17 protein-coding genes and 5 pseudogenes are annotated in these 25,938 nt (G+C 71.0%); 15 read left to right on the top strand and 7 right to left on the bottom strand.

What is annotated here, in order from left to right; genetic code table 11:
- Nucleotides 1–145: 145 nt before the first annotated feature.
- Nucleotides 146–880, bottom strand: a pseudogene (locus AC07D6_RS32135) (helicase associated domain-containing protein); the annotation flags it as partial.
- A gap of 922 nt (nt 881–1,802) precedes the next feature.
- Nucleotides 1,803–2,618 (bottom strand): S1 family peptidase, encoded by an 816-nt coding sequence (locus tag AC07D6_RS32130; protein ID WP_479050260.1) that lies wholly within the window; start codon nt 2,616–2,618, stop codon nt 1,803–1,805.
- 224 nt (nt 2,619–2,842) lie between these two features.
- Here AC07D6_RS32130 and AC07D6_RS32125 point away from each other — a divergent pair, with 224 nt between their 5' ends.
- From AC07D6_RS32125 to AC07D6_RS32110, 4 genes are all read left to right on the top strand, one after another.
- Entirely contained in the window at nt 2,843–4,210 is a 1,368-nt protein-coding gene (locus AC07D6_RS32125) for an erythromycin esterase family protein (protein WP_479050258.1), read from the top strand.
- Between the two features lie 2,458 nt (nt 4,211–6,668).
- Complete coding sequence (locus tag AC07D6_RS32120; RefSeq protein ID WP_479050256.1) at nt 6,669–8,009, top strand: RHS repeat-associated core domain-containing protein; 1,341 nt, start codon at nt 6,669–6,671, stop codon at nt 8,007–8,009.
- Nucleotides 8,010–8,049: 40 nt separating this feature from the next.
- The gene (locus AC07D6_RS32115) at nt 8,050–8,763 is read left to right on the top strand and encodes a hypothetical protein (RefSeq protein ID WP_479050254.1); all 714 of its coding nucleotides are present in this window, start codon (nt 8,050–8,052) and stop codon (nt 8,761–8,763) included.
- A gap of 1,592 nt (nt 8,764–10,355) precedes the next feature.
- Entirely contained in the window at nt 10,356–10,898 is a 543-nt protein-coding gene (locus AC07D6_RS32110; protein WP_479050252.1) for a hypothetical protein, read from the top strand.
- A gap of 830 nt (nt 10,899–11,728) precedes the next feature.
- Here AC07D6_RS32110 and AC07D6_RS32105 read toward each other — a convergent pair.
- Nucleotides 11,729–12,085, bottom strand: coding sequence for a peptidase inhibitor family I36 protein (locus tag AC07D6_RS32105; RefSeq protein WP_479050251.1), 357 nt, complete (start codon nt 12,083–12,085; stop codon nt 11,729–11,731).
- 1,133 nt (nt 12,086–13,218) lie between these two features.
- On the opposite strand from AC07D6_RS32105, the pseudogene AC07D6_RS32100 reads away from it, so the two are divergent.
- A pseudogene (locus AC07D6_RS32100) lies at nt 13,219–13,724 on the top strand (transposase family protein); the annotation flags it as partial.
- Between the two features lie 146 nt (nt 13,725–13,870).
- Here AC07D6_RS32100 and AC07D6_RS32095 read toward each other — a convergent pair.
- Together AC07D6_RS32095 and AC07D6_RS32090 are read right to left on the bottom strand one after the other, a co-directional pair.
- The gene (locus AC07D6_RS32095; RefSeq protein WP_479050249.1) at nt 13,871–14,152 is read right to left on the bottom strand and encodes a hypothetical protein; all 282 of its coding nucleotides are present in this window, start codon (nt 14,150–14,152) and stop codon (nt 13,871–13,873) included.
- A 188-nt stretch (nt 14,153–14,340) separates the two neighbouring features.
- On the bottom strand, nt 14,341–15,984 hold the full coding sequence (locus AC07D6_RS32090; protein WP_479050247.1) for an ISL3 family transposase: 1,644 nt from the start codon (nt 15,982–15,984) through the stop codon (nt 14,341–14,343).
- Nucleotides 15,985–16,129: 145 nt separating this feature from the next.
- On the opposite strand from AC07D6_RS32090, the pseudogene AC07D6_RS32085 reads away from it, so the two are divergent.
- From AC07D6_RS32085 to AC07D6_RS32070, 4 genes and pseudogenes are all read left to right on the top strand, one after another.
- Nucleotides 16,130–16,333, top strand: a pseudogene (locus AC07D6_RS32085) (IS5/IS1182 family transposase); the annotation flags it as partial.
- A 27-nt stretch (nt 16,334–16,360) separates the two neighbouring features.
- Nucleotides 16,361–16,735: pseudogene (locus AC07D6_RS32080) on the top strand (transposase); the annotation flags it as partial.
- A gap of 526 nt (nt 16,736–17,261) precedes the next feature.
- Entirely contained in the window at nt 17,262–18,077 is an 816-nt protein-coding gene (locus AC07D6_RS32075) for a hypothetical protein (protein WP_479050245.1), read from the top strand.
- 202 nt (nt 18,078–18,279) lie between these two features.
- Nucleotides 18,280–18,909, top strand: a complete 630-nt coding sequence (locus AC07D6_RS32070; RefSeq protein ID WP_479050243.1) for a hypothetical protein — start codon at nt 18,280–18,282, stop codon at nt 18,907–18,909.
- Nucleotides 18,910–18,980: 71 nt separating this feature from the next.
- Here AC07D6_RS32070 and AC07D6_RS32065 read toward each other — a convergent pair whose 3' ends face one another.
- Nucleotides 18,981–19,172 (bottom strand): DUF1918 domain-containing protein, encoded by a 192-nt coding sequence (locus tag AC07D6_RS32065; RefSeq protein WP_479050241.1) that lies wholly within the window; start codon nt 19,170–19,172, stop codon nt 18,981–18,983.
- A 173-nt stretch (nt 19,173–19,345) separates the two neighbouring features.
- On the opposite strand from AC07D6_RS32065, the gene AC07D6_RS32060 reads away from it, so the two are divergent.
- The 4 genes from AC07D6_RS32060 (at nt 19,346) to AC07D6_RS32045 (ending at nt 22,409) form a co-directional block, all read left to right on the top strand.
- Nucleotides 19,346–19,540: a hypothetical protein gene (locus tag AC07D6_RS32060; protein WP_479050239.1), complete on the top strand. Its 195-nt coding sequence runs from the start codon at nt 19,346–19,348 to the stop codon at nt 19,538–19,540.
- A gap of 1,208 nt (nt 19,541–20,748) precedes the next feature.
- Nucleotides 20,749–20,991, top strand: coding sequence for a biotin/lipoyl-containing protein (locus tag AC07D6_RS32055; RefSeq protein ID WP_479050237.1), 243 nt, complete (start codon nt 20,749–20,751; stop codon nt 20,989–20,991).
- Between the two features lie 326 nt (nt 20,992–21,317).
- Nucleotides 21,318–21,506 carry a hypothetical protein gene (locus AC07D6_RS32050; protein WP_479050235.1) on the top strand — a complete coding sequence of 63 codons (189 nt, stop codon included), beginning with the start codon at nt 21,318–21,320 and terminating at the stop codon, nt 21,504–21,506.
- A 603-nt stretch (nt 21,507–22,109) separates the two neighbouring features.
- A complete protein-coding gene (locus tag AC07D6_RS32045) occupies nt 22,110–22,409 on the top strand; it encodes a hypothetical protein (RefSeq protein WP_479050233.1) in 300 nt (99 codons plus the stop codon).
- Between the two features lie 170 nt (nt 22,410–22,579).
- On the opposite strand, the pseudogene AC07D6_RS32040 reads toward AC07D6_RS32045, so the two are convergent.
- Nucleotides 22,580–22,711 (bottom strand): annotated as a pseudogene (locus AC07D6_RS32040) (IS5/IS1182 family transposase); the annotation flags it as partial.
- A 1,164-nt stretch (nt 22,712–23,875) separates the two neighbouring features.
- Between AC07D6_RS32040 and AC07D6_RS32035 the strand changes: the two are divergent.
- Nucleotides 23,876–24,646 carry a hypothetical protein gene (locus tag AC07D6_RS32035; protein WP_479050231.1) on the top strand — a complete coding sequence of 257 codons (771 nt, stop codon included), beginning with the start codon at nt 23,876–23,878 and terminating at the stop codon, nt 24,644–24,646.
- 162 nt (nt 24,647–24,808) lie between these two features.
- On the top strand, nt 24,809–25,930 hold the full coding sequence (locus tag AC07D6_RS32030; protein WP_479050229.1) for an IS630 family transposase: 1,122 nt from the start codon (nt 24,809–24,811) through the stop codon (nt 25,928–25,930).
- The last annotated feature ends 8 nt before the right edge of the window (nt 25,931–25,938 follow it).

Below are 25,938 nucleotides of genomic sequence, written 5' to 3'. Positions count from 1 at the left end.
CATCGCCAACCTCGTCTCCGACCGCAACACCACCGCCTGAAAACAGGCCATGAGCCGGCCAAACACACCTCACCCGCTATCACGCACCAACTCGTTAGGCCTCGGGCCTTGAGGGCTCGGGGTCCGGTCACGGCACTGGAGGTGGTCAGAGGCTGTCCGGGATCGTCACCGCGCCCGCCCATTCCATGCCCGGTGCGGCGCGCTGCTCCTGGTCGAGCTTGTCGCGCCTCGATTTGGTGTTCGAGAGCCATACCCCGAGTTTCACCGGCACCGGCTCCGTCTCGCCGTCGACTGTGACCTCGATGACCGCGCTGCGCGGGACGGGCCGCTTCCCCTCCTTCTCCACCCACTGGGCCAGGGTCGCGAGGCCCCGCTGGAACGCCGCCTCGGCCTTGCTTCCGGCCTTCTTCGGCCCCTTGAGGGCGGCGGCCAGCGCCGGACGGAGCTCCGTCAGGGCGGCGGCCGTCACGGGGAGGGCCGCGCCCTGCACGCCCAGCGTGGCCAGCCGGTCGCGCTGTTCGGGTAGGAGCTGCTTCCAGGTGCCTGGTTCTTGTTGCCGCCATCGCCAGGTGCCGATGTCGTCGCCGTCGAACAGTACGCCGGGTGCGATGTAGGGCAGTACTCCGTCGGCGTCGACGAGGTCGGCCAGGACCCGGTAGTGTCGTTGCCAGTTCAGTGGCCAGGGGCAGTTCCAGTCGGGGTCGATCGCCGCCAGCTGCGCCGCGCGCGCCCGGGCCCGTTCCGGGTCCTTCCCGAGGCCGCCCTTCCGGCGCAGGTTGGCCATGTGCTGCCCGATGGGCACCATCGCCTTGCCCTCGCCCCAGACCGCGTCCTGGCGGGGGGCGAGGTGACCGGTCGCCCGCCGGAACGACCGCAGCGCTGTCCGGGCCCCGCTCCGTTCCGCCGCTTCGTGCTCCTACCGTGCTACCGTTCCGCCGCCGCGGTCCCCTGACGGCCGCCCGTGCTGCCCGCCCCCGCCGCGTCGCTGCGGCGCCCCCGCCGGGCCGCCGTCTGTGCGCCCCCCGCCGCTGTGCCCCGCCGCAGCGCCGCCGTCCCCCGCGGCGCCGCCGGGGCCGCGCTGCCGCCACGGACTCACGTCGGCCGTGGCTGTCCCTCCGCGGCGGCTCCGTCCCGCCGCCGCGCCGTCCTGCTGCGGTGCCGCCGCCTCTGCTGCGGTGCTCGGGCCCCCCGCGGCACCGCCGGGCCACCGTCGCCGCGCCGCCCCTGCCGCCTTGACTGTCGCGAGCCTTGCTGCTGGCGCCGCCGTTTCGGCACCGCTCGGCTGTTCCGTCGTTGGCTGTTGTAGGTGGTGTTCGACCGTCCCGGCTATCGGGGCTCGCCCGTCGACCACCACCGTCGTTGACCTTCGTACGGCGTTCCGCTCTGTCGCCCCGCTGCCTCGTCGTCCCGTTGTCGGCCGCCGTCCTGGCGTCCCCGTCACCGCCCCCTCCCGGGTGCCGACGCTCGCCCGTACGGCCTTCGCCTCCTGGTCGACCGTGGATAGGGCCCCGGCAGCGCCGTCGACCGCTGCTCCGGCTGTCGCCGTCGCCCGCCTCCTCGCCTTGCTGCTGGCGCCGCCGTTCCACCGTCCCGTCGTTGGCGCGGACGACGTCCCCGGGTTCCGGGCTCTGGCTGTCGGTTTCGTTGCTTCGACCGCGCAGGGCGGTGCTCTGCTGTCCTGCCCCGTCGTCTTGCTGCCGTCGCTGTCTCGCTGGCTTCGCTGTGTTGGGTGTCCGGCGCAGTCCTGTAGTTGGCGCTTGGTGTCGTACGGGTTGTGGTGCGATGCCAGGTGACTGTCGGGTTCAGGGGTTGTGCCTGATGGTCTGCCGGATCCAACCGGCGTAAGCGGGCACGTTGGTGTAGAGGCCCGGCCCGGCTGAGCAGGGGACACCGGGGCTGCCCGGTCCCGAGGTCACTCCGATGAGCTCCCACCGCCCGTGTCGGCCCTTTTGGAGTTGCGGCCCGCCGGAGTCCCCGAAGCACGCCATGGCCGCGGGCACGCGGCTGACCGTGCACAACCGGGTCCGATCGGCGTGTCCGGGGGCGCATTCGGTCTCGGCGCCCCGGCGCGTCCAAAGCTCCCGCAGCCGCTTCGGGAAATGCAGCCCGGTGTCGGAGGTGGTGCCGAAACCCAGGATCCGCGTCGGGGTGCCGGGACGTCCCGGCCGTTTCGCGATCCGGACGGGCTTTTCGGAGACGGGGCGGTGCAGGCGGACCAGGGCGATGTCGTTTCGGTTGGCGGCCTTCCCGTCACCGTTCAGGTAGCCGGGATGGATGAAGGTCCGCGCGATGGTTCGAACGGTCCCCCCGGACTTTCGGTCCGTGCTGCCGATCCGGACGTAGCCGTCCAGCTCAAGCCCGTCGCCCTGCAAGCAGTGGGCCGCCGTCAGCACCCACTGCGGATCGATCAGCGAGGCTCCGCAGTTGCCGTCGTACAGCCCCTGCTCGGGCGCCGACTCCGGGATCACCGCCATGAACGGGTAGCGTTGCCTCGGCTCGGTCCCGTTGACGATGGCTCCCGCGCTGCCGGCCATCAGCGTGGCGCACGTGGTCACCGCGAGCGTGCAGACCGCTACCGTGCGGGCCGCCCGGCGCCGGACCGTCTTCATGCCGAACATTCGGGGTTTCCTTCCTCCGTACTTCCTGATGGTTCAACCCTGTTTGTTCCGGTGTCAGCCGGACCATCCGGTCGGCCCCCCAAGACGGTGGGGACGATCCCCCGCCCCTTGCAGGGGAGGACCCCCGGAATAAGACGGCGGGGGGCCTCAGCGCCCTCCGCGCCGCAACGCATGAAGATCACTGCATCGGCTCGGGGAGCCGCCGCACACGAGGAGTGATCACCATGTACGGGAACAGGAAGTCCATCGGCCGGCGAGGACTGCTCGCGCTCACGGCAGCGCTCGCCACCACGGCGGTGACCGCCCCGGTGGCCTCCGCGGCCCCGTCCCCACCCTTCGTACCCGGCGCCACCCCCGCGTCCCCCGCAGGCGTCGTACGCTCCCTGGAACGAGCCGCGCACCCGCTGCGTTCCACGCAGCCCGGCGGCTCGACGGCGGACCTGCGGGCGCTGGACGCCATGGTCGGAGACGCGAAAGTGGTGGGCCTCGGCGAGGCCACGCACGGGTCACACGAGTTTTTCACCATGAAGCACCGCGTCTTCCAGCACCTCGTCGAGGAACGCGGCTTCACCACCTTCGCCCTGGAAATGAGCTGGTCGGCCGGGCTCAGGATCGACGAGTACCTCCAGGGCGGCCCCGGTGATCCGCGGCGGATCGCACGGGAGACGCTGGCCGGATCCCCCTGGGAACGCGAGGAGTTCGTCCGTCTGATCGGCTGGATGCGCGACCACAACACCCGCCACCCCGACCGCCGGGTCCACTTCATGGGCGACGACCTCGGGGCACCGAAACTCGGCGACCACATCTTCGAACGGGTCCTGTCGTCCGTCGCTACGGCCAGGCCGGAAGCACTGCCCCGGCTCCAGGAGCTGTACGCGGGACTGCGTCCCTTCGACGACGTCTTCGCCCACCTGCGCAAGCCGCTTCCGGAACGCAAGGAGAGCGCCGCGCGGGCGCAGGAGGCCCTCGACCTGGTGGCCGGGCGCCAGGAAGCCGGTGGTGAGGACTACGCGTGGACCGTGCAGCACGCCCGGAACATCGCGCAGACCTTCGCCTTCGCCACCGTCGACCTCACGGACCCGGCCTCGGTCACGGCCGCGGAGCGCCTGCGCGACCAGGCCATGGCCGACAACGTGCTGTGGTGGCAGCGCCAGACCGGCCACAGGATGCTGCTGTCCGCTCATAACGGCCACGTCGGCTACCTGTCCACCCATCCCGACATGTACCCGCGCACCCAGGGCACCGTCCTGCGCGACTGCCTGGGCCGCGACTACGCGGCGTTCGGCTTCACCTTCGCCGGCGGCTCCTTCCTCACCAAAGACACCTCCCTCGACGGCGACTGGAAGCCGGTCACCGTTCCGGCGGCGCGCCCCGGCATGCACGAGCACACCCTGGACCAGATCGGGTACCGAGACTTCTACGTGGACCTGCGGGCGGTACCCGCCAAGGCCCGGACCTGGCTCAACCGGCCCCGGCCGGTCTACGACGCCGGCTCGACCTTCACCCCCGACCCCCTGCCCACCCTCGCGATCGGCCGCGCCTACGACGCCCTCGTCCACCTCCACCGGGTCCGGGCGGCCGACAAGCTCTGACCCTTCCCGGCCCCGGCCGACCGCAGGGAACCGCTTCGCGCCGTTGACGCCTCACGGTCGGGTCCGGCAGGGAGGGAGGCGGACCGGGGGCTATCGCTTGTTGTGGGCGTGCGGGCAGCCTGACCCCGCTGTCCTGGCGGATCCGTTTCGGCGGCACGTCGTCGCCGGGCGCCACTCGGCGCCCAGCGCCGTGACCGTACGGGCGCCTCGGCCACCAACGCTTGCCCGTCGACCACCAGCGCCGTCGACTCCCGTACGGCGTCCCGTCCCGCCGTACCGCCGTACCGCCGTCCCGTCGCCTCGTCTCCCTGCCGCCGCTCCATCGTCCCGACGTCCCGTCACCGCCCCGTCCCGGGCACTGGCGCTCGCCCGTACGGCCTTCACCTCCCGGCTGACCGTGACAGGGCCCGGCCTTGTCGTCGATCGCTGCTTCGGCCTGCCGTCGCCCGCCTTCTCGCCTTGCTGCTGGCTCCACCGCTCCACCGGCCGCCGTACGGCGTTCGCTCCGCCGGCCCGCCGCTTCGGAGGGCGGTGTCCGGCCGTCCCGCCGCACCGGTTTGTCGTCGGTGCGGACGACGTCCCCGGGCTCTGGCCGTCGGTTCCGTTGCTTCGCCGCGGAGGGCGGCGTCCTGCCCCGCCGCCGTCGCTGTCTCGCCGGCTTCGTCTCGCCGGCATCCCGGCTCCTCGCCCCGCTGCTGGCTGTCGACTGCTGCCCCGTCGCCCGTTGCCCCTGGCGTCGGTGCCGTGCGCGGTGTCCGGCCGCCCGGCCCGTCGTCGACCACCGCTTCGACACTGCTCTGCCGCTCCGTCGTCGGTTGCTGTCGGGGGGTGGCGTTCGACTGTCCCGGCCATCGGGGCTCGCTTGTCGATCACCACCATCGACCGACCGTCGTCTGCCCCGCCGTACGGCGCCGCCGTGCTGCTGCGGAGAGCGGTGTCCGGCCGTACGCCGTCTTCCCGCCTCCGCTGGCGTCGACCCGTGTGGCGCGCTGCTTCGGCTGCGATCTTTCGGTTTTGTGACAGTGGGGTGGGAGACAGTGGGGTCGGGGTGTGTTGGTGCTGGTCGGTGGTGGTTTCGGGGCGCGGGGTCGCTGTCTTGGCGGTGAGAGATCCGTGGGGTATTGCTGTCCCGGGGTGTTATCGCATTGGAGGTGACGCTGTCTCGGTTTGGTGAGTTCTGATCGTCGTCCTGCCGTCCTGCCGTCGCGTCCGGCGTCCTGGTGTGCCGCCCGCGGCACCGGCGTCCCGCCGCTTCGCGGTCCTGCTGTGGCGCCGCGCCGCTGCTGTCCTGCCCCTGCCGGGCCGCCGCGCCGACACCCTGCCGCCGCCCTGGGTCTCGGCCGTTCCGCTGCCGGGGTGCCGTCGCGGTCCTATGCCGTCCGCAGTGCCGCTGGCGCCCGTCCCGCGTTGCTGTGCCGTCTGCCGTCTGCCGTCTGCCGTCTGCCGTCTGCCGTCTGCCGTGCTGCCCGCGGTACCGCCGTGCCGCTGCGACATCCCCGTTGCTGCCCGCTGCTGTCGTGTCCCCGCCGGGCCGCCGCTGGTGCCCGCCCCGCGGCGCGGCCGCCCGGCGGCGCCGGCGCGCCGCCGCCATCCCGCCGTCGTGCCGCCCCCGCCGCCGCTCGGCCCGTCGCCCGGCCCGTAGCCCGGGCCGCCGCCGTGCGGCTGCGGGCGACCGCCGCCGCGCCGCCGCTGCCCCTGCTGCGGTGCCCGGGCCGCCCCCCTGCGGCACCGCCGGGGTGTCCCTGCGGCTGGCGCGTCGGCTCCCTGCCGTCGCGGGCTCGCCGCGGCTCGGCCCGCCCACCTCCGCCGCTGCGGCGCCCCCGTCGCCGCTCGGTCCGCCCTGTGCCTCGGCTGTGTCGCCTGCCCGTTCCGTCGTGGTGCAGGCGTCCCGCCGCCGTGCCGTCCCGCCGCTTCATGGCCCTGTTGTGGCGCCCCTGCCGCCCGCGGCTCGCCTCTGTGTCTCGCGCCGCGGCCGCGCCGCCCCTGCCGCTTTGACTGTCGCGAGCCTGGCTCCTGGCGCCCGTCCTGTGTCACCTCGCCCGTCCGCCGCGCCGCGCCCGCCCCGCGGCGGCGCCAGCGCGCCGCTGCGCCAGCCGTCGTGCCGCTGGCGTCCGTCCGGCTGCCTGGCGCTGTCCGCCGCCCTGCCGCCGCAGCGGGCCCACCCGCCCGGGGCGGCGCCGGGCCGCCGGGCCGCCGCTGCGGCGCCTCCACCGCTGCGCCCGCCGCCATCCCACTACCGCCTCCGCCCAGCCCGGCCCCAGCCGACTTCGCACAGGAGACGCTCGACTTCGGCTGACCCGACGACAGCGGGGCCGGGCAGGATCACCCTGTCCGGCCCCGCTGCTGGTTCCGGGCTGTTCACCGGCTGAGGCGGATGCGTGGCCCCCACGCGAACTCGAGGTCGTCCAGGAAGACGGTCTCCAGCTCCTTCTCCCACTCGCTGTGCAGATCGAACGGGTTGGCCTCCATCCGCTCTGGGACGACCAGGGTCTCCGGCTGCCCGATCAGCGCGTACCGGCCGTGGGAGGCGAGCCGACTGCCCCGGCCCGTACGCCCGCAGCAGCTCCTCCAGGCGGGCGCGGTGCTGCTCCACGAACGCCTCCAGGCGCTCGATGTACCCCTGGCGTTCCTCGGGGCGCACCGCGCTCAGCGCGACGTCCAGGAACTCCCCGTCCGGCCAGTGCCGCGTCCCGGTGCGGCCAGGGCCCACGGGAAGCTTTCCGCGGCCGCCAGGACGTCCTTCGCGTCCAGCGCCCAGACGTTCAGCAAGCGCTACACCGGCGTCTTCGGGCAGACCCGTGGCACCGTCACTGGCGGAGCCTGGCCCGACGACAAGGGGTTCCTGGGGAAGACCGTCGACACCACCACCGGGCTGACGCATGTCGGCGCGCGGCAGTACGACCCGACCATCGGGCAGTTCATCAGCGCCGACCCGAAGCTGACCCTGGACCAGGCGCAGTCGCTCAACGGGTACGCCTACGCCAACAACAACCCGGTCACGTATGCCGACCCGACCGGCGAGGGTGTGCCCGAGTGCATGGAGCCGCAGAAGTACGGGATCACCTGCAAGGGCGGCATCCCGGTCTCCAGCGGCGGTAGCGGCAACGGCGGCAACGGCGGCGGTGGCGGCGGCTGTGACGCCCCCTGCCAGCGCGCGCTCGACAACATCGCCAAGAAGTGGAAGGGCGGCCTCTACAAGGCGCTCGGTGTCGACCTGAAGAAGTACGTCCAGGTCATCACCCAGGAGACCTCCCCGTGCGTCGAAGGCGCCATGGTCTCCTCCGGCGTCGCGGCGGGCTGTGACGACCTCGCGGGCATCGGCTCCACCGACACCTGGAACGACCTGCTCAACGAGTGGCTGAACGGCAAGGGCGGCAACCGGGCCTTCGGCGCCGGCAGCCACATCACCCAGCAGCTCGCCACCAACAAGCACAGCCTGAACGTCCTCGCCCAGCTCCGACAGCAGATCCAGGCGGCCGACTACGACATCGACCCCGCCTCGATGGGCGGAAGATCCTCCTACAAGGACCCCAAGACCAACTTCTTCAACGACATCACCGGCATGCTGACCGACGGCGCGAAGGGATCCGGGGTTCCGGAGGCGTTCATGGGCTCCTACGATCAGATCCACCAGGTCATCAACGTCAACAAGCGGGAACGCACCTTCACGGTCGCCTTCGCCGCGTACAACGAGACCGGTACGGAGTCCCTGACCCACGTCGTTCCGGACATCGGGCAGGGGAAGCAGATGGGCACCCTGCACCAGACCTACTACTGGACGATGACGGTCGATTTCTGACCGTCGCCGACTGATGACAAGAGAGGGGACAGGAGTGGCCGTGCGTGCACTCGACCGTCTTCCCGTACGGGCCCGAGGCCCGGTGCACCGGTCGCTCCGGGCGCTCGCGCTGCTGCTCCTGCTCGCCGCGGTCGTCGACCTGCTGTCGAACCTGGTGCCGCGCCAGGCTCCGCTGCGGGATCTGCTCGACGACGTGCGCGCCGGCCGGACCTCGGTGGTCCATGTCTTCTACACCGCCCCCGACGCAGTGGGGGTGCGGTGGACCACCGGGTTCGCCGGCGACAAGGAGCTGACGCACCGCTTCGAGACCCTTCCGGGGGGCGAGGGCGGTGAGGCGGCTTTCGAGGCGTTGGTGCGGAAGGAACTCGCGGGGAAGGGCGGCGGCGGTGTGCCGGTCGCCTTCGACAGGGAGGATCCGCTGGAGAGGCTGGGCGGTCTCTCCGCCCTGGTGCCGGTGCTGTACTGGCGGTTCATCTCCACCGCCTGGCTCGCCTGGGCGGTTCTCGTGGCCGGGGCGACCGTCCTGGTCGACATCGTCGTCCGGGCGCGGCTCCGGGTGCCGAGCGCCGGATACTGGCTGACCGCGTGCCTGGTGTTCGGCGCCGGCTTCCCCGCCTACCTGTGGTCGGAGCCGGCGGCGCTGTGGCGCCCGACGGCGGACGGCCGCATCGGCGGCGGGGGAGTCGTGGGCCGTACGGCTCTGTGGGCGGCCGGGGTCGTGGCCCTGGCCGTGACCATGGCCGCGACGCGCTGACGCGCGGCTCGCTGTTCGTGTCGCGTTCCGTGTGAGGAGCGCCGTGGCCGAGGGTGGTTTCAGTCGCCCTCGGCCACGGCGTCGCCCAGACAGTCGGGGCACATGCCCTTGAAGACGATCTCGGCGTCGAGCGGCCGCCAGTCGGGGAGGGTGCCGCGGGGCGGCTTGGGGGCCGGGGTGTCGACGTTGTCCGCCTGTCCGCCGGCCGTCCCGCTGTCTCCGCGTCCTGCTGCGGCGCCCTCGCCCCGCCGTCGCGCCCGGCGTGCCGCTGTCCCGCGCCGTCCCGCTGCTGCTCGGCCCGCCCGGGCCGCTGCCGGGGTGCCATCGAGGTCCCATGCCGGCTGCCGTGCCGCCGGGGTGTCGTCCGGCTGGGGAAGGGTGCCGGGCCGGCGAGGGTGGGTGTCGGCGCTCGTGACTGCGCGGGTTCGTTCGGCGTTCCACCGCTGACGGCCGCCCGCCCGCCCGTCCGCCGCTGTGCCGCCGCGGCCCCGCCCCCCCCTGCCGCGCCCGGCGTCCCGGCGTGCCGTCCTGCGGCACCGGCGCGGCGCGGTCGTCCTGCCCACTTCGAGGTCCTGCTGTCACGGGCCCGCCGCCTCGCCGTGCCGTCCCGCCTTGCCGCCCCTGCTGCCGCCGCCCGCGGCCCCACGCCGCCCGTCCGTCCGCCGGCCGCTCGGCCCCCTGTCGTGTCACTGTCGTGGGTCTGGCTCTTGGCGCCCGCGCTCGTGACTGCGGGGCGGGCGCCGGTCCCACTCGCCCGTGCCGCCGCCGTCCCGACCATCGGGGCTCGCCCGTCGATCACCACCGTCGTCGACCGTCGTACGGCCGCGTCGTCGACCGCCGTCTCGCCGCGCCGTTTTGCCGTCGACGATGGCCGCCGTCCCGCCTGGCCGCCGTCCTGGTCGGCCGCCGGCGTGGGCAATGTCTCCGTCCGTCGCCTCGTCGTGGGTGCTTGTCCGTACGACTGCTGCCTTCCGGCCGGGCGCCGTCCGGCCCCGTCGTCTTGGCGCCGCGCCGCCCGTCGCCGTCGTCGACCGTCGCTTCGGCACCACTCCGCCATCCCGGCGTCGGCCGGCTTCGCGCAGGAGACCTTCGACTTCGGCTGACCCGACGGCAGCGAGGCCTCGCCGGTGAGCGTGAGGACATGCCCGTTCCAGGCGGGGGGAGGAGGCGAGCCTGGTTGCGTTGTGCGACCGGGTCCGTCGTCCCGGCCTGCTGCCCCGGCCCGCCATCGCCGCCGACCGGCCGTCCTCGACCGCTGTCTCGCCGCGCCGTCCTGCCGCCGACTGCTGCTGCCGACCGCCGTCGACGCCGTCTCCGTCCCGGCCGCCAGCACTCGGCCCTGCGGCCCTGCTGTTCGGGGATTCGTCGTTTGGTGAGCGGTGAGGGTAAGTGTGCAGTCTTTCGGGGCGGTCAGGGGCGGTCAGGGGCGGTCAGGGGGCGTGGGGTGTCGGGCTGCGCCACCTGCGAGTAACTCCGCACGCCCCTGCGGGTGCGCTTGTGGGGTTGGCATGTCCATCGAAGGATGTGGTGTGCCGGGCGCTCACCGCTTCAGTGATCCGAGTGCTTTCCGTCCCTTCCACGGGAGAGACCGTATGCGTTCCATACGCTTCGTCGTTGCCGCAGCGCTTCTCGCCACCACCGGCGCTGTCGCCTCGCCTTCCGCCTCCGCCGCTCCCTCTGCCGAGCAGGACCTCCTCACACTGGTGTCCTGTCCGCTCGGTGACCAGGCGGTGAGGTTCCAGCCGGGCCTGACCTACGAGCCCAAGCCGACCAACGTCCACATCGAGGGGACGATGGGGCCGTGCGCCTCGCTGTCCAACCCCGAGATCGCCTACGCCACGTTCACCGTGAACGGATCAGGCACGGCCAGCTGCCTGACCGCCCAGTTCGACAGCACCATGGTCGTCGACTGGAACGACGGCCCCAACAGCGTCATCCGCTACAACCTCACCATCAACGCCAAACCCAACGGCGAATCGGTCTTCATCAGCGAAGGTGAAGTCGTCAGCGGACAGTTCGAAGGCGCCCAGGTGGTACGCACGACCGTGGCCGCCACCCTGGAAGTCACCAAGTGCCTGACCGAGGACGGCCTGGAGCACGCCTCCGGCCCGGTCACCCTCACCCTCGCCGGCTGACACGCCCGCCACGAAGAACCACCATCGGCCCGGCCCGGCCACCACCGGTCGACGTGTGCACAGGCTCCGGGCGGGGCGGTGGTCGTCGGGCCTCGGGCCGAACGGCTCCGGCGCGTGCACGAGCTGAACGCTCCGCTCGGTTGACGTGCTCAGACGCCTGCGCAACGCCCTGGTCCATCACCGGCTTGAGTGACGCCCGGTCGAAGTCGGTGGCGCCGCCGCCGTGCTGTTCGCCGGCCGGCGCGGGCGGCGTCTTTGGTCGCACGTCGTTCTTCGTACTTCGGTCCGTCCTCTTTTGGTTTTCGGCTCCGTCCCGGCCCGCCATCGTCGTCGACCGGCCGTGCGTCGGCCGTCGTACGACGCTGCCGCCGTGTCCGGCCCCCGCGCGCGGTGTCCGGCCCCCGCGCCGTCCCGCCGTCGGCGCGGGTGCTCGCCGTAGGGCGCGCCGTGTCGGCGCCGCGCCGTGAGGACCGGTGCCGCATGCCGGGCACTCGGATCGGGCCCCGACACCCCTTCTCGAATCACCTGTCCGCGGCCCGCGGGCCCGCAGTGCCGCTGTTGGACTACTGAACAGGAGCAAATGCGTGACCGCTGATCTCACGGCCGTTCTGTACGAGGGGCGCGCGGGCCCGCATCCACGTCATCTACGACGGCCCCACCACCGTCGGCAGCCGCCTCGTCCCCGGCGTCCGCGAGTAGTTCGCCACCGTCATCCTCGCCCGGGTCAGCGCCGGTACCTGGCAGGGGCTCGCCCCGAGAGTCGACCTGACCGATGGGCGTGGTGCCGTTGAGGTCTGCGGCTTCACTGGTAACTGTTGAGCTTGCTCCCGTCAGCAACCGCCCGGGCCCACCCCGTCGATCCGGCCGCCGAAGTCGCCGAGGTAGCGGGAGCGCCAGTCCCCGTTGAAGACGTCTCGCTTCTGCACCGGGCTCCAGTTGATGAAACAGGCGCGGGTGGACGAGACGAAGGAGCCCACGTGGTCGCGGAGGGACGGCGGCATGTCGCGGTAGCCGCTGCTGGCCGTCCACTCCCAGTAAAAGCCGCTGAAGCCCTCGCCGCTCCAGAAGCAGACGGAGCCGACGGGGCAGGAGGGCTGGGCGGCCTTGGCGGTCGCGGTCTGGGTGGGCAGGAGTACGGCGGTCAAGGCGAGGGCGGCGGCCAGCGTCCAGGAGCACAGCTGCTTCATAGAGCTCTCCAGGAAAGGGAGTCAGGGGGCCGACAGGCGGTGCGTCGGGCATCCTCATGATGAGGGCGGGCTGGTTTGACACGCCCGGGGGCGCATCCCCCTTCCCTGATGTGAGGGAAAAAGTGGGACTAATAGGACTACACGTGTGTTCCCGGTCGCGGCCCCGAGGGTCAGTAGGGATCGTCCAACCGTTTGAAGACCACGCCCTCCATCCCGACCTACGCCCATGTCAGCCACTCACGCACCATGGCCGCCTCGGTGGTCGACGGGCACAGCGCCCCGGCGCCGACAGCCGCCGCGCGGCGAACACGAACTCCAGCGCCGCCGGTACGGCCACGTGGTCGCGTCGGTCCCTGACCACTTGAGCAGATCGAACGCGACGAAGTGCGCCGGTCACTCGCTCGCCGCCCGGGCCGTACCGGCACGAGTACATCCTGCAGCTGACTGGCGCCCCTCGCCCCGGCTCCGGCAAGGAGCCGGCCTCCCCGGCCGCCGACCTCGCCTCCGCCGCGGACCAGGTCCTCACCAGCGACTCGAGCCACTCGCAGCACGCGACGGCCGAACTCCTCCACTACATCGCGGCCACCTGGGACCAGAAGAACCCGCAGCTGCGCCAGCCGCCCAGACTGTCGCCCGCACCCTGCACACCCGGTAGAAGGGGATCGCCCCACGCTGGACACCGCCGCCGGCCACCCGTGGGGCTGTCGCCAGGGGAACACCGACGACCCCGGAGGCGAGGACATGCGCTACGCCTCCGTCGGCCAGCTTCCCTCACCTACTGGATCAACCGGCCCCTGCGCCGCCTGACCGCCCAGTCGACCGCGCCGTCCTCGCGCGGCAGATCGCCCGCGAGGAACAACAGCGCCGTGCCGTGGCCGACTTCTTCGGCGGCCGGGGCACGGCGGGCGGAACATCTGCCTGACCGACACCGGGGGCGGGGGGAGCCGGCCTGTCGGCCTTTAGGGGGGCGGAGCCCTCGCCGGTGTCGTCCATGGCGGTGCGGCACCATTGTGGTCCGGTGCCGTGAAGGACCAGGAGGTGACTGCCCGGGACAGCCGCGGCCGTAGTCATGGAGGACAGCAGTTTGTCGACCAGCGCGGTGCCGTCCTCCTTGGCTCCACCAGAGGCTTCGCATGTTTGTCTACCCGTCCGGCGTTGAGGTGCCCAGCTCTTCTTTGCGTTTCTTGTCCGCCCGTCTACGGCAGCACCCTCGTGCGATCGGCTCCCGCCGGCGGCGTCTGAGCCCCGGCCGCCGGGCCCTGTTCACCCTCGCCCACCTACGCAACGGCCACCCGTACGTCCAGCTCGCGGCTGGGTTCGCCATCAGGACCACCACCGCCTACCGGTGTGTCACCGAGGCCGTCGAACTTCTGGCCGCCCTCGCGGACGCGACTCGGACGGCTTCGACGAAGGCATTCGTGCTGCTGGACGACGCCCCGCTGTTCATCGACCGCATCGTCGCGGACCGTTCCTCCTACTTCGGCTAGCACAAGAAGCATGGGATGAACGCCCAGGTTCTCGCCGGTCCGTCCGGTCGGCTACTGGGGGCCTCACCCGCCCTCCTCGGTGCTGTTCACGATGTCCGGCCGCCCGTGAACACGGCACCGTCGACGCCCTCGCAGAAACCGGCGTCACCTGCTGAGCCGACAAGGGCTACCGAGGTGCCGGGAGCCCGGTCCGGGTCCCGTTGGCTCTGTTCACGAGAAAGGGGTTCTGGCACAGATCTTGGGGAGTCGTCACGGAGGGTGACCTGTCGTTCGATTGGGGGCGCGGGTCCGGGTCCCGTCAGCGGTCCCGGATTCTGGTCCACCACCAGCCGAACACCGCCAACTCGATGTTGTTGGGGTCGGGCAGGGTGCGGCGCTCGAGTTCCTCATCGATGCGTGTGATCAGTCGGCCCAAGTCTCGTTGTGCTCCGGGAGGAAGGTGCCGCATCGCCCACTCGAGGTCATCACGGGCATCTCCCACCCCGGGCGATTCGAACTCGGAGGCGTCCAGGTAGCGTCCCGGCTGCTTAAGGGCCCGCTCGAAACACGAGAGCGCATTGGCGACCGCGTTGGGCCACATCTCCTGGCCTTCGACCCGGCGGATCGCTGCACGAGTCCGCGCGGAGACACCGCGGACTCTCAGGACCGAACACTGCCATCGTGGCCGCCACCGCTCTGCGCGGACGGCCTTGGGACGCCTACGCGGCATCGCCCTTTCGGATCAACATTAGGCCATCCTGCCACGGGTGGGCAGCTGCTCGCGCAGTGTTACTGGAGCAGGATCATCTTGCGGAGGAGTTCGAATCCGGCGCGGCCGTAGAGCTGGCGCTTGATCTCCTTGATGCGGTTGACGGCGCCCTCGATGCTGCCCGAGCTCCAGTCGAGAGTGAGGCCGGCGGTCACGGCGTGGAGGTCTCGGAGCAGGTGGAGCGCGAAGCCGGTGAGGCCGGGGAGCTGGCTGGCGTCGACTGCGTCGATCCAGGTGGGGAGTGTGACGCCGAGGCGGTCGGTGAGGATCTCGCCGAAGTCGCGGACGTGTCCGGCGGCTGTGTCCAGTTCGGGGCAGCGGGCCAGGACATTTTTCAGGCCGGCCCGGTCTTCCTCGCCCAGCGCGGTGGGGTGTCGGGTGAGCCAGCCGGTCACCTGACGCACCGTCGGAGGTCGGGGTGGCGTGCCGGCGGGAGTCCCGCGGAGGGTGGCGATGTGGGCGCGGACCATCTGGTAGGTAACGGGCGCGTTGTCGGCGACGAGTTCGCTGTGGAGCTGGGTGACGCTGGTGCATCCCTCAGCGAAGCATCGCTCCAGGTAGGGCTTGTAGGGGTCCAGTCTGCTGGGCCGGGGCCGGTTCTCGCGGAAGGTGTCCTGCCAGTGTGCTGCGTTCGCGTACCGGAGCACGGTGTTGAGGCCCCAGCCCAAGTGTCGGGCGATCGCCCGGCGTGAGTGACCTTGAGCGAGGAGCTCGTGGACCAAGGCGTGAGCGGCCTTCTTCCGCTCGGCGCGCCGGCTGGCAGGCTCCGCGTCGTCCTGCGGCCGACCGGGAGCCGGTCGGGTGTCCTGCGGCGGGATGTCGCTGGGTGAGGGCCCACGTAGGCAGTCGCGGTGGGCGGCGACGCAGGTCTCCACAGCCCGGCCGAGGCCCTGCCACAGGTGGAACCGGTCGGCGACCTGCAGAGCGTCGGGGGCACCGCGGCGGGCGCCTTCGGCGTAGGCGCCCGCCCGGTCCCGGCAGATGATCTCCACGCCTGGGTGACGGACAAGCCAGGCGGCCAGTGGTCCGGGTTCACGGGTCGGGAGTACATCGACCACGCGGTGGTCTTCGACGCTGGTCAAGACCGTGGAGTAGGTCTGGCCGCGACGGATCGCGAAGTCGTCCACACCCAGCACACGCGGCGTGCTAAACGCGGGATCGGGCAATGCCATGCCCCTGCGCAACAAGGTCATCCGGCCAGCTCCGAAGCCCAGCTGGGCCGCCAGCGGGGCGCCGGCGCGCCCGGCCAGCGCGAGCCCTACCCGTTCCAGGGCGCGGTTGAGCCGTATGGTGAACCGTGCGTGCGGGACGGTCAGCCGGGAGAACGGTTCGGCGAACGTCCGGCGCGGGCAGTCCGCCGCTCCGCAGATGAAGCGTCGCACCGTCAGCCGGATCACGAAGCCCTGCTCGGTGAGTGGAAGGTCCCTCAGCCTGCGCTGGTATCGGTCGTGGACCCGGCCCGAGAACCGGCCACAGTCCGGACACGCAGCCCCGGCCGCGCGGCCTCTCGCCATCACCTCGACCGTGCCGAACGCGGCCGTAACCGCCTCGACATCCAGCTCGTCGATCCCCTGGAACACCAGTGAGCCCCAGAACGGTGTATCGGTCTGCATGACCAGCACCATCACCGTCCACAACCGACCGCAGCAGCGATCGGCAGACACCTGAGGGAGCGTCAATTCTGTCCGCGGGGCGACAAGGCGTACGCCGTCTCACACGAACCCGTCTCCTCACAACCGAACGTCGAGGTAACGCTCCGCGACGACTCCCCAAGATCTGTGCCAGAACCCGGAACTCGTGAACAGAACCATCCCGTATTGGGGACGCTGGGATACCCTTCCCGCAGGCCGGAAGGCGGTCAACCGGTCCCACGCGAAGATCCGAGCTCTCGTCGAGCAGGCCATCACCACCCTCAAGTCCTGGTGACTCCTCCGCAAACTGCGGTGCTCGACCACCCGCATCACGAGCCTCCTCCGATTCGTCCTCCGCCTACATCTGACCAGTTCAGACTGAGGATGGAAAACCCTCAGTGTGTCTGGGGTGCGTGCTGATCTTGTTCCTGACGACCTGTGGGAGCGGGTGGCCCTGCTGCTGCCGCCCATCCCCGAACGGCGCCATCGCCACCCGGGGCGGCTGCGTGTTCCCGATCGAGTGGCGCTCGCCGGCGTCATGCACGTGTTGCGGACCGGTGTCGCGTGGCGTGACGTCCCCGCGGAGGCGGTGGGCTGTTCCGGGGTGACGGCCTGGCGCCGACTGTGGGACTGGACCGAGGCCGGCGTCTGGCCGCGCCTGCACGCCGCCCTGTTGACCGAGCTTCGTCGCGCCGGCCTGCTGGACCTGGACGACTGCTCCGTGGACGGATCGCACGTCCGGGCGCTCAAAGGCCAGGGGGGATCCAGGCATTCGCTGTCCTGTGCGAGCAGTTACCCCGGGGCGTTGCATGGTCCGGGGCCGTCTGCTTACGCACTGGATTAGGAGGGGATCACACCGGTCCCTTGCCCGTCGACCGCACCCGTCGTCCACGTCGCAGGGCGGTCAGCTTCTCGGCCGGGAACCGCAGGGTTGAACTGGAGAGATCGAGACCGGATAGGTAACAAGCACACGAAGCTCCGAGCGGCCAGGTTGGAACGGCTCACTTGGCACATCACAGTTTGTATGTAAATCCTACTTGTCACCCCATCGGGTTTAATTTTCACTATTACTTCAGCCATTTGGGTAATCACCCGGCGGGGCGATTTGCGCTCCAGAGGTCGAGCCCCCCGGCGAGGAAATGCAAACGCGTCATCTCGGGCGGGCCAGGGTGCTGGACCGGCACGGCTGCTGCGGCAAGGGCCCGGCACAAGCACGTCTCGGGCAGTCGCAGCGGAACTGAAATCCGCCCACCACCACACCGAAAGACGGCCGGGCCACCCCCTGCCGCCACACAAGCCCGGAGGCCTGCATGTGCAACACCCCTGTTCCCTGCGCACCGTACGGCGGCCGAACGCCGTGCGCCGGCCCGTGCCCGCCGCCGTACGGCGACCGAACGCCGTGCGCCGGCTCGTGCGCGCCGCCGTGCCGCAGCTCTTCGACGCTGCTGCTGTGCGACACCGCCACCACCCCCACCCCGGTCAGACTCACGGTCGTCGACGACGATCTCGCCGCGATCGGTGGCGGCGGCGCGTCGTTCGTCCAGGACCTGCCGGGTTCGCATGCGGCTCTGTGGTCCGGTGGCGCCCTCACCTACCCGGCCGACCCGAACGGTTCCGCCGGTGACGGCGCCCAGGTCTACCGTGTTGCCGTCGGCCGCATCACCGCCTCCCCGTCCAACTGCGAAGGGGCCACCGGAACGCTCACCGTCTCCGTACGCGTCACTCAGAACGGGCCAGGTGCGGGCCTGGCCAATGTCGGTTCACTGTGGCTGTATCGCAACACCACACGGATCGCCCAGGACAACGTGATGCCGAACGCTCCCGTCGGCCACGTCGAGACGCTGAGCGTCTCCACATCCGTCACAACGGCGGACCTCGCCAGCGGTGACCTCTACGTGGCTCTGTCCCTGGAAACCTTCCACGCCACCAGCAAGTCGTGGACCGCGGATCAGTTCTCCATCACCGCGCAACTCAACGGGTGCACGGTGCAGTTCCTGCGGACCTTCGTCATCGACTGCAACACGGGAGCCGTCCTCTGCCACTCGGACACCACCCTGGACGGACGCCCGTACACACCCACCGGCCAAATCGGCCAGTGCAGCACACCCAACAGCACGACGAGCTAGTGCCGCATCAGGAGTGCGGCGAGGGTCACCTCGCCGCCGGATACGCCGGGAGGCGTCCATGTGCAACACCCCTGTTCCCTGCGCACCGTACGGCGGCCGAACGCCGTGCGCCGGCTCGTGCGCGCCGCCGTGCCGCAGCTCTTCGACGCTGCTGCTGTGCGACACCCCCACCACCACCGCGACCCCGGTCAGACTCACGATCGTGGACGACACCGTCGCCACTCTCGGTCTAGAGGCGAGATTCCCGGACCTGGCGGGTTCGCACGCCGCCCTGTGGTCTGGCGGCGCCCTCACCTACCCGGCCGACCCGAACGGCTCCGCCGGTGACGGCACCCAGGTCTACCGCACCGCCGTCGGCCGCATCACCGCCACCCCGCCACCCGGCTGCGAAGGAGCCACCGGAACGCTCACCGTCTCCGCACGCGTCACCCAGAACGGACCAGGTGCGGGCCAGGCCCAAGTCGGTTCACTGCGGCTGTACCGCAACACCACACTGACAGGCTTCGACAACGTGATGCCGAACGCCCCCGTCGGCCACGTCGAGACGCTGAGCGTCTCCACATCCGTCACAACGGCGGACCTCGCCAGCGGTGACCTCTACGTGGCCCTGTACCTGGAAACCTTCCACGTCACCAGCAAGTCGTGGACCGCGGATCAGTTCTCCATCACCGCGCAGCTCAACGGGTGCGCGGTGCAGTTCCTGCGGACCTTCGTCATCGACTGCAACACGGGAACCGTCCTCTGCCACTCGGACACCACCCTGGACGGACGCCCGTACACGCCCACCGGCCAAGCCGGCCAGTGCAACTCACCCAACAACAGCTCGATCTAACGCTGCCTTCCCGGCAACGTCTGCCCCATCGCGATGTCACGCGCGGGCCTGTCTGAGGGGTACATCCCCCATCAGGCAGGCCCGTCGTTCGCGCGCTCGATGACGGCGTCCGGGCCTGGGTGCACCAGCCCTGTGTGGCCATCGTCGAAGCGGACGACATAGGGCGGGCCTCCGTCCGCACCGCGCAGTTCGATGATCTCGCCCGTTCGATCGGGCTGTCCCATGATCTGCACGAGGATGCGATCGCCTGCACTCGCCTGCATCAGCTATGTCCCTACCTGCCGCCTGTGAGTGGTTGGCGGTAACTTCCCCGGGGACCCGGCCCGCATACGTTCCTCGCGCATGAACACTCCAGACAGGTGATGGTCCGATACCGCTAGGGTGTCCGAAGGCGCTCCACCCACCGGACACGCTCCAGTCATGACCGACCAGGGCGGTGACGAGGAAGCTGAACAAGATCCCGCCGAACCGGCTGGCGGCGCTGGCCCGGTACGGGCTCGTCGACGACCCAGTTGCGATGTGCCGGGTTTGTGTCAGTGGGGTGGTGGGCGATGGCTGGCGGCTGCTTCTTGTCGTCTTTTCGCTGGTCATGGAGGCGATGAGCGGCTGTCCGCTGCTGACATGGGGGTGACACGGGCAACGCGTCTTACTGTCACGGCGCGGTATATCCCATGGTGGGTCACTGACACGAGGCCGAGACATCGCCGTGAGCAGCACCGCACGTCGCCGGGTACTCGGGCCCGGCCCCGACATCCCTTCCGAGGCCCTTGTCCGAGACCCTGGTACGTGACTCGCGGGCCCGTACCGCCGCCGAGCGCGCGGCCGGCGCCGAGTGGACCGTCGAACCGGTCCCGCCCCGCCCGGCGTCGCCGCGCGCGGGGCGCTGGGCGCTGGCCCGGCTGATCCCGGCACCCCGAGGATGTCGCCCGGCTAGGATCGCGGGCAGTCCGTGCCGGTAGGGAGTGTGCGGGTCAGGCCCGGTGCCCGGACACGTCCGGGGGCAGTACCACCGGGCCGCTCCCACGGGCAGCGCTGCGCCGCCGGGCCCCTGACTCGCCGGGCAGCCGGGCCGCCGGGCGAGGAGCCCGTCAGCGGCCCGGTGGCGGCCTCACCGGCACCCCCGGGCCCCCCGCGGGGGGCTTCGGTGGGCCCGTGGAGGCTTCTACGGGCCGGTGGAGCCTTGTTCCTGGCCCCAGTCGTACGGGCGGCACACGGCGGTCAAGGGGCCGTCGACGTGCGGGGGAGGCGGGGCGCAGGGTCGGTTCCTGCGTCCCGGTGGCGGCCGGGGTGCCGGCGAGGGCGACGGCGCGGGTGAGCAGCAGCGAGGCCGCCGCTCTGGCACCCTGCCGCCGCGCCACCTTCGCCGCCTCCACTCCAGCCGACGGGTGCAGCCGGCGCACGTCCGCCGCGGCTTCCGCGAGCGCTCCCGCCTCGACGTGGCGCACCAGGGAGGCCGGGCCAGGGCAGTGCCACCGGCCGCTGAGGGACATCGGCGTCAGCACGTTCCACGCCCGCCGTGCCGCCGCTCTGTGCCGCTGGATGCTCACGGCCGGATCGTAGGGCGGGTGCGCCGCCGGGGGAGTGCGCCGCGCCGCGTTTTGTAGCGCCGGCCCTTCCTGACTCGCTCCTCAAGCCCGGCCCCGCGCCGAGTTCACCCGTTTCCGCAGCATCGGCCGGGGTGCCCCAGCGTGTGCGGCACAGGCATGGGCCGACTCCGTGCACAGTGAGAAGCGCAGAGCGCCGGAGCCGACCAAGCCCACACCCCCGGCCACCTGGAAGCCCCTGAAACAAGGGGCGCGAGATGTGATCCATAAGGATTCGTGGCACCAAGGAGTTGAGATGCGAACCGAGTTGACCTGCCCACAAATGGGCGACGTTGGGACCATCACTCTTACCAAGTGGCTCAAACGAGAGGGCGATCATGTGGCCAGGGACGAGGCGGTGGCCGAACTCTCGACCGACAAGGCGGTCACGGAACTGCCCGCCCCCGTGGACGGAATCTTTACGCCAGCAGCCTTCGAAGGGACAGTCATCGCGCCAGGGGCAACCCTGGGGTTCATCCGCTCACCAGGAGAATCCTAGGCCACCCTTCGTTTTCGGCCCGCCGACTATCAGGCTGCCGAGCCCACGTGTGCCGGAGGCAGTACCACCGGGCCGCTCCCACGGCCAGCGCCGCGCTGCCGGGCAGCCGGGCCAGGAGCTCGTCAGCGCCCCGGTGGCGGCCTTCACCGGCATCCCGGCTCCCCGAGGGGCCTCGATGGGCCCGGGACCGGCTTCTACGGGCCGGTGGGTCCTTATTCCTGGCTCCAGTCGACGTACGGGCGGCACGCGACGGGCGAGGGGCCGTCGACGCGCGGGGATGCGGGGCGGGGCGCACGGCCGGTTCCTGCGTCCCGGTGGCGGCCGGGGTGCTGGCGAAGCCGCCGCTCCGGCCCCCTCCCGCCACGCCGCCCGCGGACGCCGGGGCCGGTGAGCGCGCGCTGCGCCGGATCGTCGCGGAAGGGCTGCAAGAGGTCTACTTCAAGGACGGCGGCCGTCGCGTCGACGACCTCGAGGTCGCATTTTCCGACATCGACTACCTGGACCTCGACTACTGAGCCCCGCGCCGCCCTGCACGGGCGGCCCGCCCATGACCGGCACGCGGTGGGGGAGGGGCCGTTCGTGTGCGGGGGGTGGCGGTCAGCTGTTGGTGCTGTGGGTGGCGGCGTGCAGTGCTCTGCCGCCTTCCTGCCCCTCGAGAGGTGGGAGATCCAGAGGTGCCCGGACGACTGTTGCACGGGAGCGGGGTGCCCGATGACGTGGGATGCCCTCATTTCTGGCAGCACCAGTTCGGCCTTCGAGAGGTGATTCCCGGACGTTCCTTGTTTTCTCTCGCTGCCCGTATGAACCTCACGTCCTTCCTGTCTCTCAGATAAGCCGAAAAGTCTCCTCGCCGGTACAGGCTGTACGTGCCGCTGAAAGGATTCTCTGTTTGCTTTCCCGTCAGAGGATTTTCGCAAGAGGACCCGGTGGCGCGTGGGACCGATCACACTTCGAGGAAACGGGATGCCCAGGCACCTGCTACAGGCGAAGAGCAGATGGCTGGAAGACGATCACTCGTTCGCGCGACAAGCACATAATCCGTTTTTCCGTTGAGCAGAACCCTTTTGACCGCAATGACCGCGGTTAAACACCAAAGTCAGACGACCGAAAGGGACACCATGAGCATGACTCTGACGGGGCAGGTCACCCTCGACTCCGACCACCCGGTGGAGACCCAGGGCGGTGACCTCTCGACCTTCACCCGTGTCACCTTCCCCACTCCCTTCCCCGAGGGGAGCCAGGTCATCGTCCTCGCCCAGGTGCAGACCTTCAACGGCCCGCACACCCCCGGCGTGCGCATCGCCAACGTCAACCGCAACGGTTTCCACATCCGCATGAACGAACTGTTCGGCACCAACATCATGAGCGACGGCGTCCACGCCACAGAGACCATCGGCTGGCTCGCCACCACCGTCTGATCCCCTCACCGGCCGGATGCATCCCAGGAGATAAACGGAAATGCATCCGGCCGGCACACAGGCGGCTGACCAAGACCGAATTCACCGTCCGTCCCCGGGCAGGTAGGTAGACCCGAACCCGCCACACCTGCGCTTTCCACTTCTGGAAGACGGTCGACTAAGACCGTTTCCTACGTGGTGAGGCGGACGAGGCGCTTGTAGCAGCACAAGGCCGCGGTGAGACCGAGAAACGCCAGGTAGTTGCGGGGGTTGCGTTCGTAGCGAGGGCTGAGTCTGCGGTAGCCGGACAGCCACGACATCGTCGTCGACCGCCGTCCCGCCTCGCCGGTGAGTGTGAGGACCTGCCCGTTCCAGGCGGGGGGAGGAGGCGAGCCCGGTTGCGTTGTGCGACCGGGTCCGTCATCCCGGCCTGTTGCCCCGGCCCGTCGTCGACCGCCCGCCGTACGGTATCGCCGTGCTGCTGTACGCGCCGTTCTGGCCCCCGGCTCGGTATCGCCGTCGTACGGCCCCGTCGTCGAGCGCTGTCTCGCCGCGCCGTTTTGCCGTCGATGACGGTTGCTGTCCTCGCCGCCGCCGTGCCGCCTGCCGGCCGTCGGCGCTCACCCGTCGACCAACCACCGTCCCCGCTGCCGAGGGGGCCTGGTCGTTTCGTCGTCGTGTTGCTGCTGCGGGCTTGGGTCCCAGGCTCTCCGCGTCGTCCCGTCGCTTCGTGTTTCTGCCGCCCTCTACTGTCGTCGTGCGGCCACCGTTCCTCGGCCGTGCGCCGCCGTCGTTCCGTCGGGCGGTGCCTGTAGTTCTGACCGCGGTCGCTTGCCGTCGGTGCCCCGCGCTCCGCGTCACGTGCCCCCGTGCCGGGTGTCGGTGCCGTACGTGGTGTCCGGCCGCCCGTCGCGGTCGTCGACCGCCGCCGCGCCGCCGTTGCTGTCTCGCCGGCTTCGCCCCGCCAGGATCCCGGCGCGGCGTTGCTGTTGTGCCACTGGGTGGCCACCGGTTTCGTCGTCGCCCCGTTGCCGGCGCTCGCCCGTATGACCGCCGCCTTCCGGCCGGGCGCCGTACGGCCCCGCCGTCCTGCCGCCGCGCTGGGCCGTCGCCGTGTGTCGCCCCGTCCGCCGTCGCGACGCTGTCGCGGATCTTGCTCTTGGCGCCCGCGTTTGTGACTGCGGGGCGGGCGCCGGTCCCGATCGCCCGTGCCGCTGCCCGGGGTGCCCCTGCTGCTGCCGTGTCGGCACCCTGTCGCCTCGACGTTCTGCGTGCCACGTCCGGCCGGGGTGGCGAGGGCATGAGCATTCGCGGCGCGGTCGCCCTGGCCGCTGTCCAGCTCGGCCCGTCCGCCACCGCGGGTCCGCTGCCCGCGGCGCCGCCGGGCCGCTCCGGGCTGCGGCTCGGTGCCTCTCGCCGCATATGGTGCCCTGCTTGCCTACGGGCCGCCGGGTCGAGTGTCAGTGGCCGGCTCTACTGTGCCGGTCATGACACCGCCCCGGTTCAAGTTCGCGTACCTGCAGCCGCTGTTTGCCGACCTGGAGAGTCTGCGTGGCGAAGGTGCCTACCAGCAGCTACCGGCAGCGCAACCCTTGAGCAGCCTGGCCGCGGACGACGCGCCGTTGGGCACCTACTCAGCGTCGACATTGATCCGGGCCTCGTTCACGGCGGGGGTGGCGCATGCGGACGCGCTGCGCAGGATTGTGTTGCACGGTGAGGTGGACCCCACCAGTCCTTGGACGCTGATGCGTGGCGCCCTGGAGAACTTCGCCACGGCGGCCTGGCTGCTGGGAGGCAACGACCGCACCGAGCGTCGGCGCCGGAACCTGCGGCTGTGGCGCGAGGACATGCGAAACCGCGCTCAGCACGAGGAGGACACAGATCATGTGCCGGGGCCAGGCGGCAAGACGGGGCGGGAGCGCGTCCAGGAGATCGAGAACCTTGCTGTGTCGCTGGGCATCCCGGACAAGCTCGCCAAGCCGGAGGCCGGGAAACTGATAGCGGAGGCAGCCGCCGGCATTGGCCTGGATCCCCGGCAGGTCACCGCTGCCTGGCGAGCCGCGTCAGGGTTCGCCCACGGCCGCTACTGGCCCAACCTTCGCGCGTCCCTGGCGCGCGACGCCGTACGAGGTGGCCCCGACCACTACCTGATGGCGCTGGTCATCGATGAGAACCAGCACCGGCCGCTGACCGACCACACCCACGCTCTCCTCCGGCATGTCCAGGCTCGGTACACGGCCAGAGCCACGGCCCCGTGATCACCCATCGCGGCCTCGGGGGGCTCGCACGGTGCCGGGAAACGACCGGACGGCCGCGGCGCTCATGCCCAGGCGATGCCTAGTGCTGTGACCGCATAGGTTCACTGGGTTGCTCGTTGTGCTGGTTGGAAGTGACGGTTTCCAACCAGCAGGGGAGGTGGGATGGCGCCACCAGTTAAGGTCCGGAGGCTGACGGAGCAGGAGGGGCAGAAGCTCCAGCACATCGTTCGGCGGGGCAGTACGAGCTCGGTGCGGTTCCGGCGGGTGATGATGTTGCTGGCTTCGGCCGGTGGCGGCACGGTCCCGGTGATCGCGCGGCTTGTCCAGGCGGACGAGGACACCGTCCGGGATGTGATCCACCGCTTCAACGAGGTCGGGCTCGCATGCCTCAACCCTCAGTGGGCGGGAGGCCGTCCCCGCCTGCTGAACAGTGACGACGAGAACTTCGTCATCCAGACGGCCACCACTCGCCCCACCGTGCTGGGCAAGCCCTTCACCCGCTGGTCCCTCCGCAAGCTGGCCGATCACCTGCGCCGGAACATCACCAGGCCCGTCCGGATCGGCCGCGAGGCCCTGCGGTGCTTACTGGCCCGCCGCGGGATCACCTTCCAGCGGACGAAGACCTGGAAGGAGTCCCCGGACCCGGCCTTCGACGCCAAGCTCGCCCAAATCGAGTACGCGCTTAACGAGCGTCCGGACCGCACGTTCGCCTTCGACGAGTTCGGCCCCCTGGGCATCCGCCCCACCGCCGGTTCCTGCTGGGCCAAGCGGGGCAGCCCCGACCGGCTGCCCGCCACCTACCGCCGCACCCACGGCATCACCTACTTCCACGGCTGCTACTCGGCCGGCGACGACAAGCTGTGGGGTGTCAACCGACGCCGCAAGGGCATCGACCACACCTGGGCCGCCCTGCGATCCATCCGGGCCGCCCGCCCCGACGGCGGACCGATCTACGTGATCCTCGACAACCTCTCCGCCCACCTGAACTGGAAAATCCGCAGGTGGGCGGCCCGCAACAAGGTCGAACTGTGTTTCACCCCGACCTACGCGTCCTGGGCCAACCCCATCGAGGCCCACTTCGGGCCGCTGCGGCAGTTCACCCTGGCCAACTCCCACCACCCGAACCACACCGTCCAGACCCGGGCCCCGCACGCCTACCTGCGCTGGCGCAACAACAACGCCCGCCACCCCGACGTCCTGGCCGCCCAACGACGCGAACGCGCACGCATCCGCAGCGAGAAAGGCATCCGCTGGGGCGGCAGACCGCTACCGACCGCGGCCTGACCACCCAA

The sequence above is a fragment of the Streptomyces sp. NPDC045287 genome, from assembly GCF_056432325.1.
Note: the sequence above shows the minus strand (reverse complement) of the source record. Positions and strands in the feature narration are given on the sequence as shown.

Bases quoted from the DNA above. Each gene is read 5' to 3' on its own strand.
- AC07D6_RS32130 (WP_479050260.1), bottom strand. From the start codon at position 2,618: ATGTTCGGCATGAAGACGGTCCGGCGCCGGGCGGCCCGCACGGTAGCG.
- AC07D6_RS32125 (WP_479050258.1), top strand. From the start codon at position 2,843: ATGTACGGGAACAGGAAGTCCATCGGCCGGCGAGGACTGCTCGCGCTC.
- AC07D6_RS32110 (WP_479050252.1), top strand. From the start codon at position 10,356: ATGCGTTCCATACGCTTCGTCGTTGCCGCAGCGCTTCTCGCCACCACC.
- AC07D6_RS32105 (WP_479050251.1), bottom strand. From the start codon at position 12,085: ATGAAGCAGCTGTGCTCCTGGACGCTGGCCGCCGCCCTCGCCTTGACC.
- AC07D6_RS32095 (WP_479050249.1), bottom strand. From the start codon at position 14,152: ATGTGGCCCAACGCGGTCGCCAATGCGCTCTCGTGTTTCGAGCGGGCC.
- AC07D6_RS32075 (WP_479050245.1), top strand. From the start codon at position 17,262: ATGTGCAACACCCCTGTTCCCTGCGCACCGTACGGCGGCCGAACGCCG.
- AC07D6_RS32065 (WP_479050241.1), bottom strand. From the start codon at position 19,172: ATGCAGGCGAGTGCAGGCGATCGCATCCTCGTGCAGATCATGGGACAG.
- AC07D6_RS32055 (WP_479050237.1), top strand. From the start codon at position 20,749: ATGCGAACCGAGTTGACCTGCCCACAAATGGGCGACGTTGGGACCATC.
- AC07D6_RS32045 (WP_479050233.1), top strand. From the start codon at position 22,110: ATGAGCATGACTCTGACGGGGCAGGTCACCCTCGACTCCGACCACCCG.
- AC07D6_RS32035 (WP_479050231.1), top strand. From the start codon at position 23,876: ATGACACCGCCCCGGTTCAAGTTCGCGTACCTGCAGCCGCTGTTTGCC.
- AC07D6_RS32030 (WP_479050229.1), top strand. From the start codon at position 24,809: ATGGCGCCACCAGTTAAGGTCCGGAGGCTGACGGAGCAGGAGGGGCAG.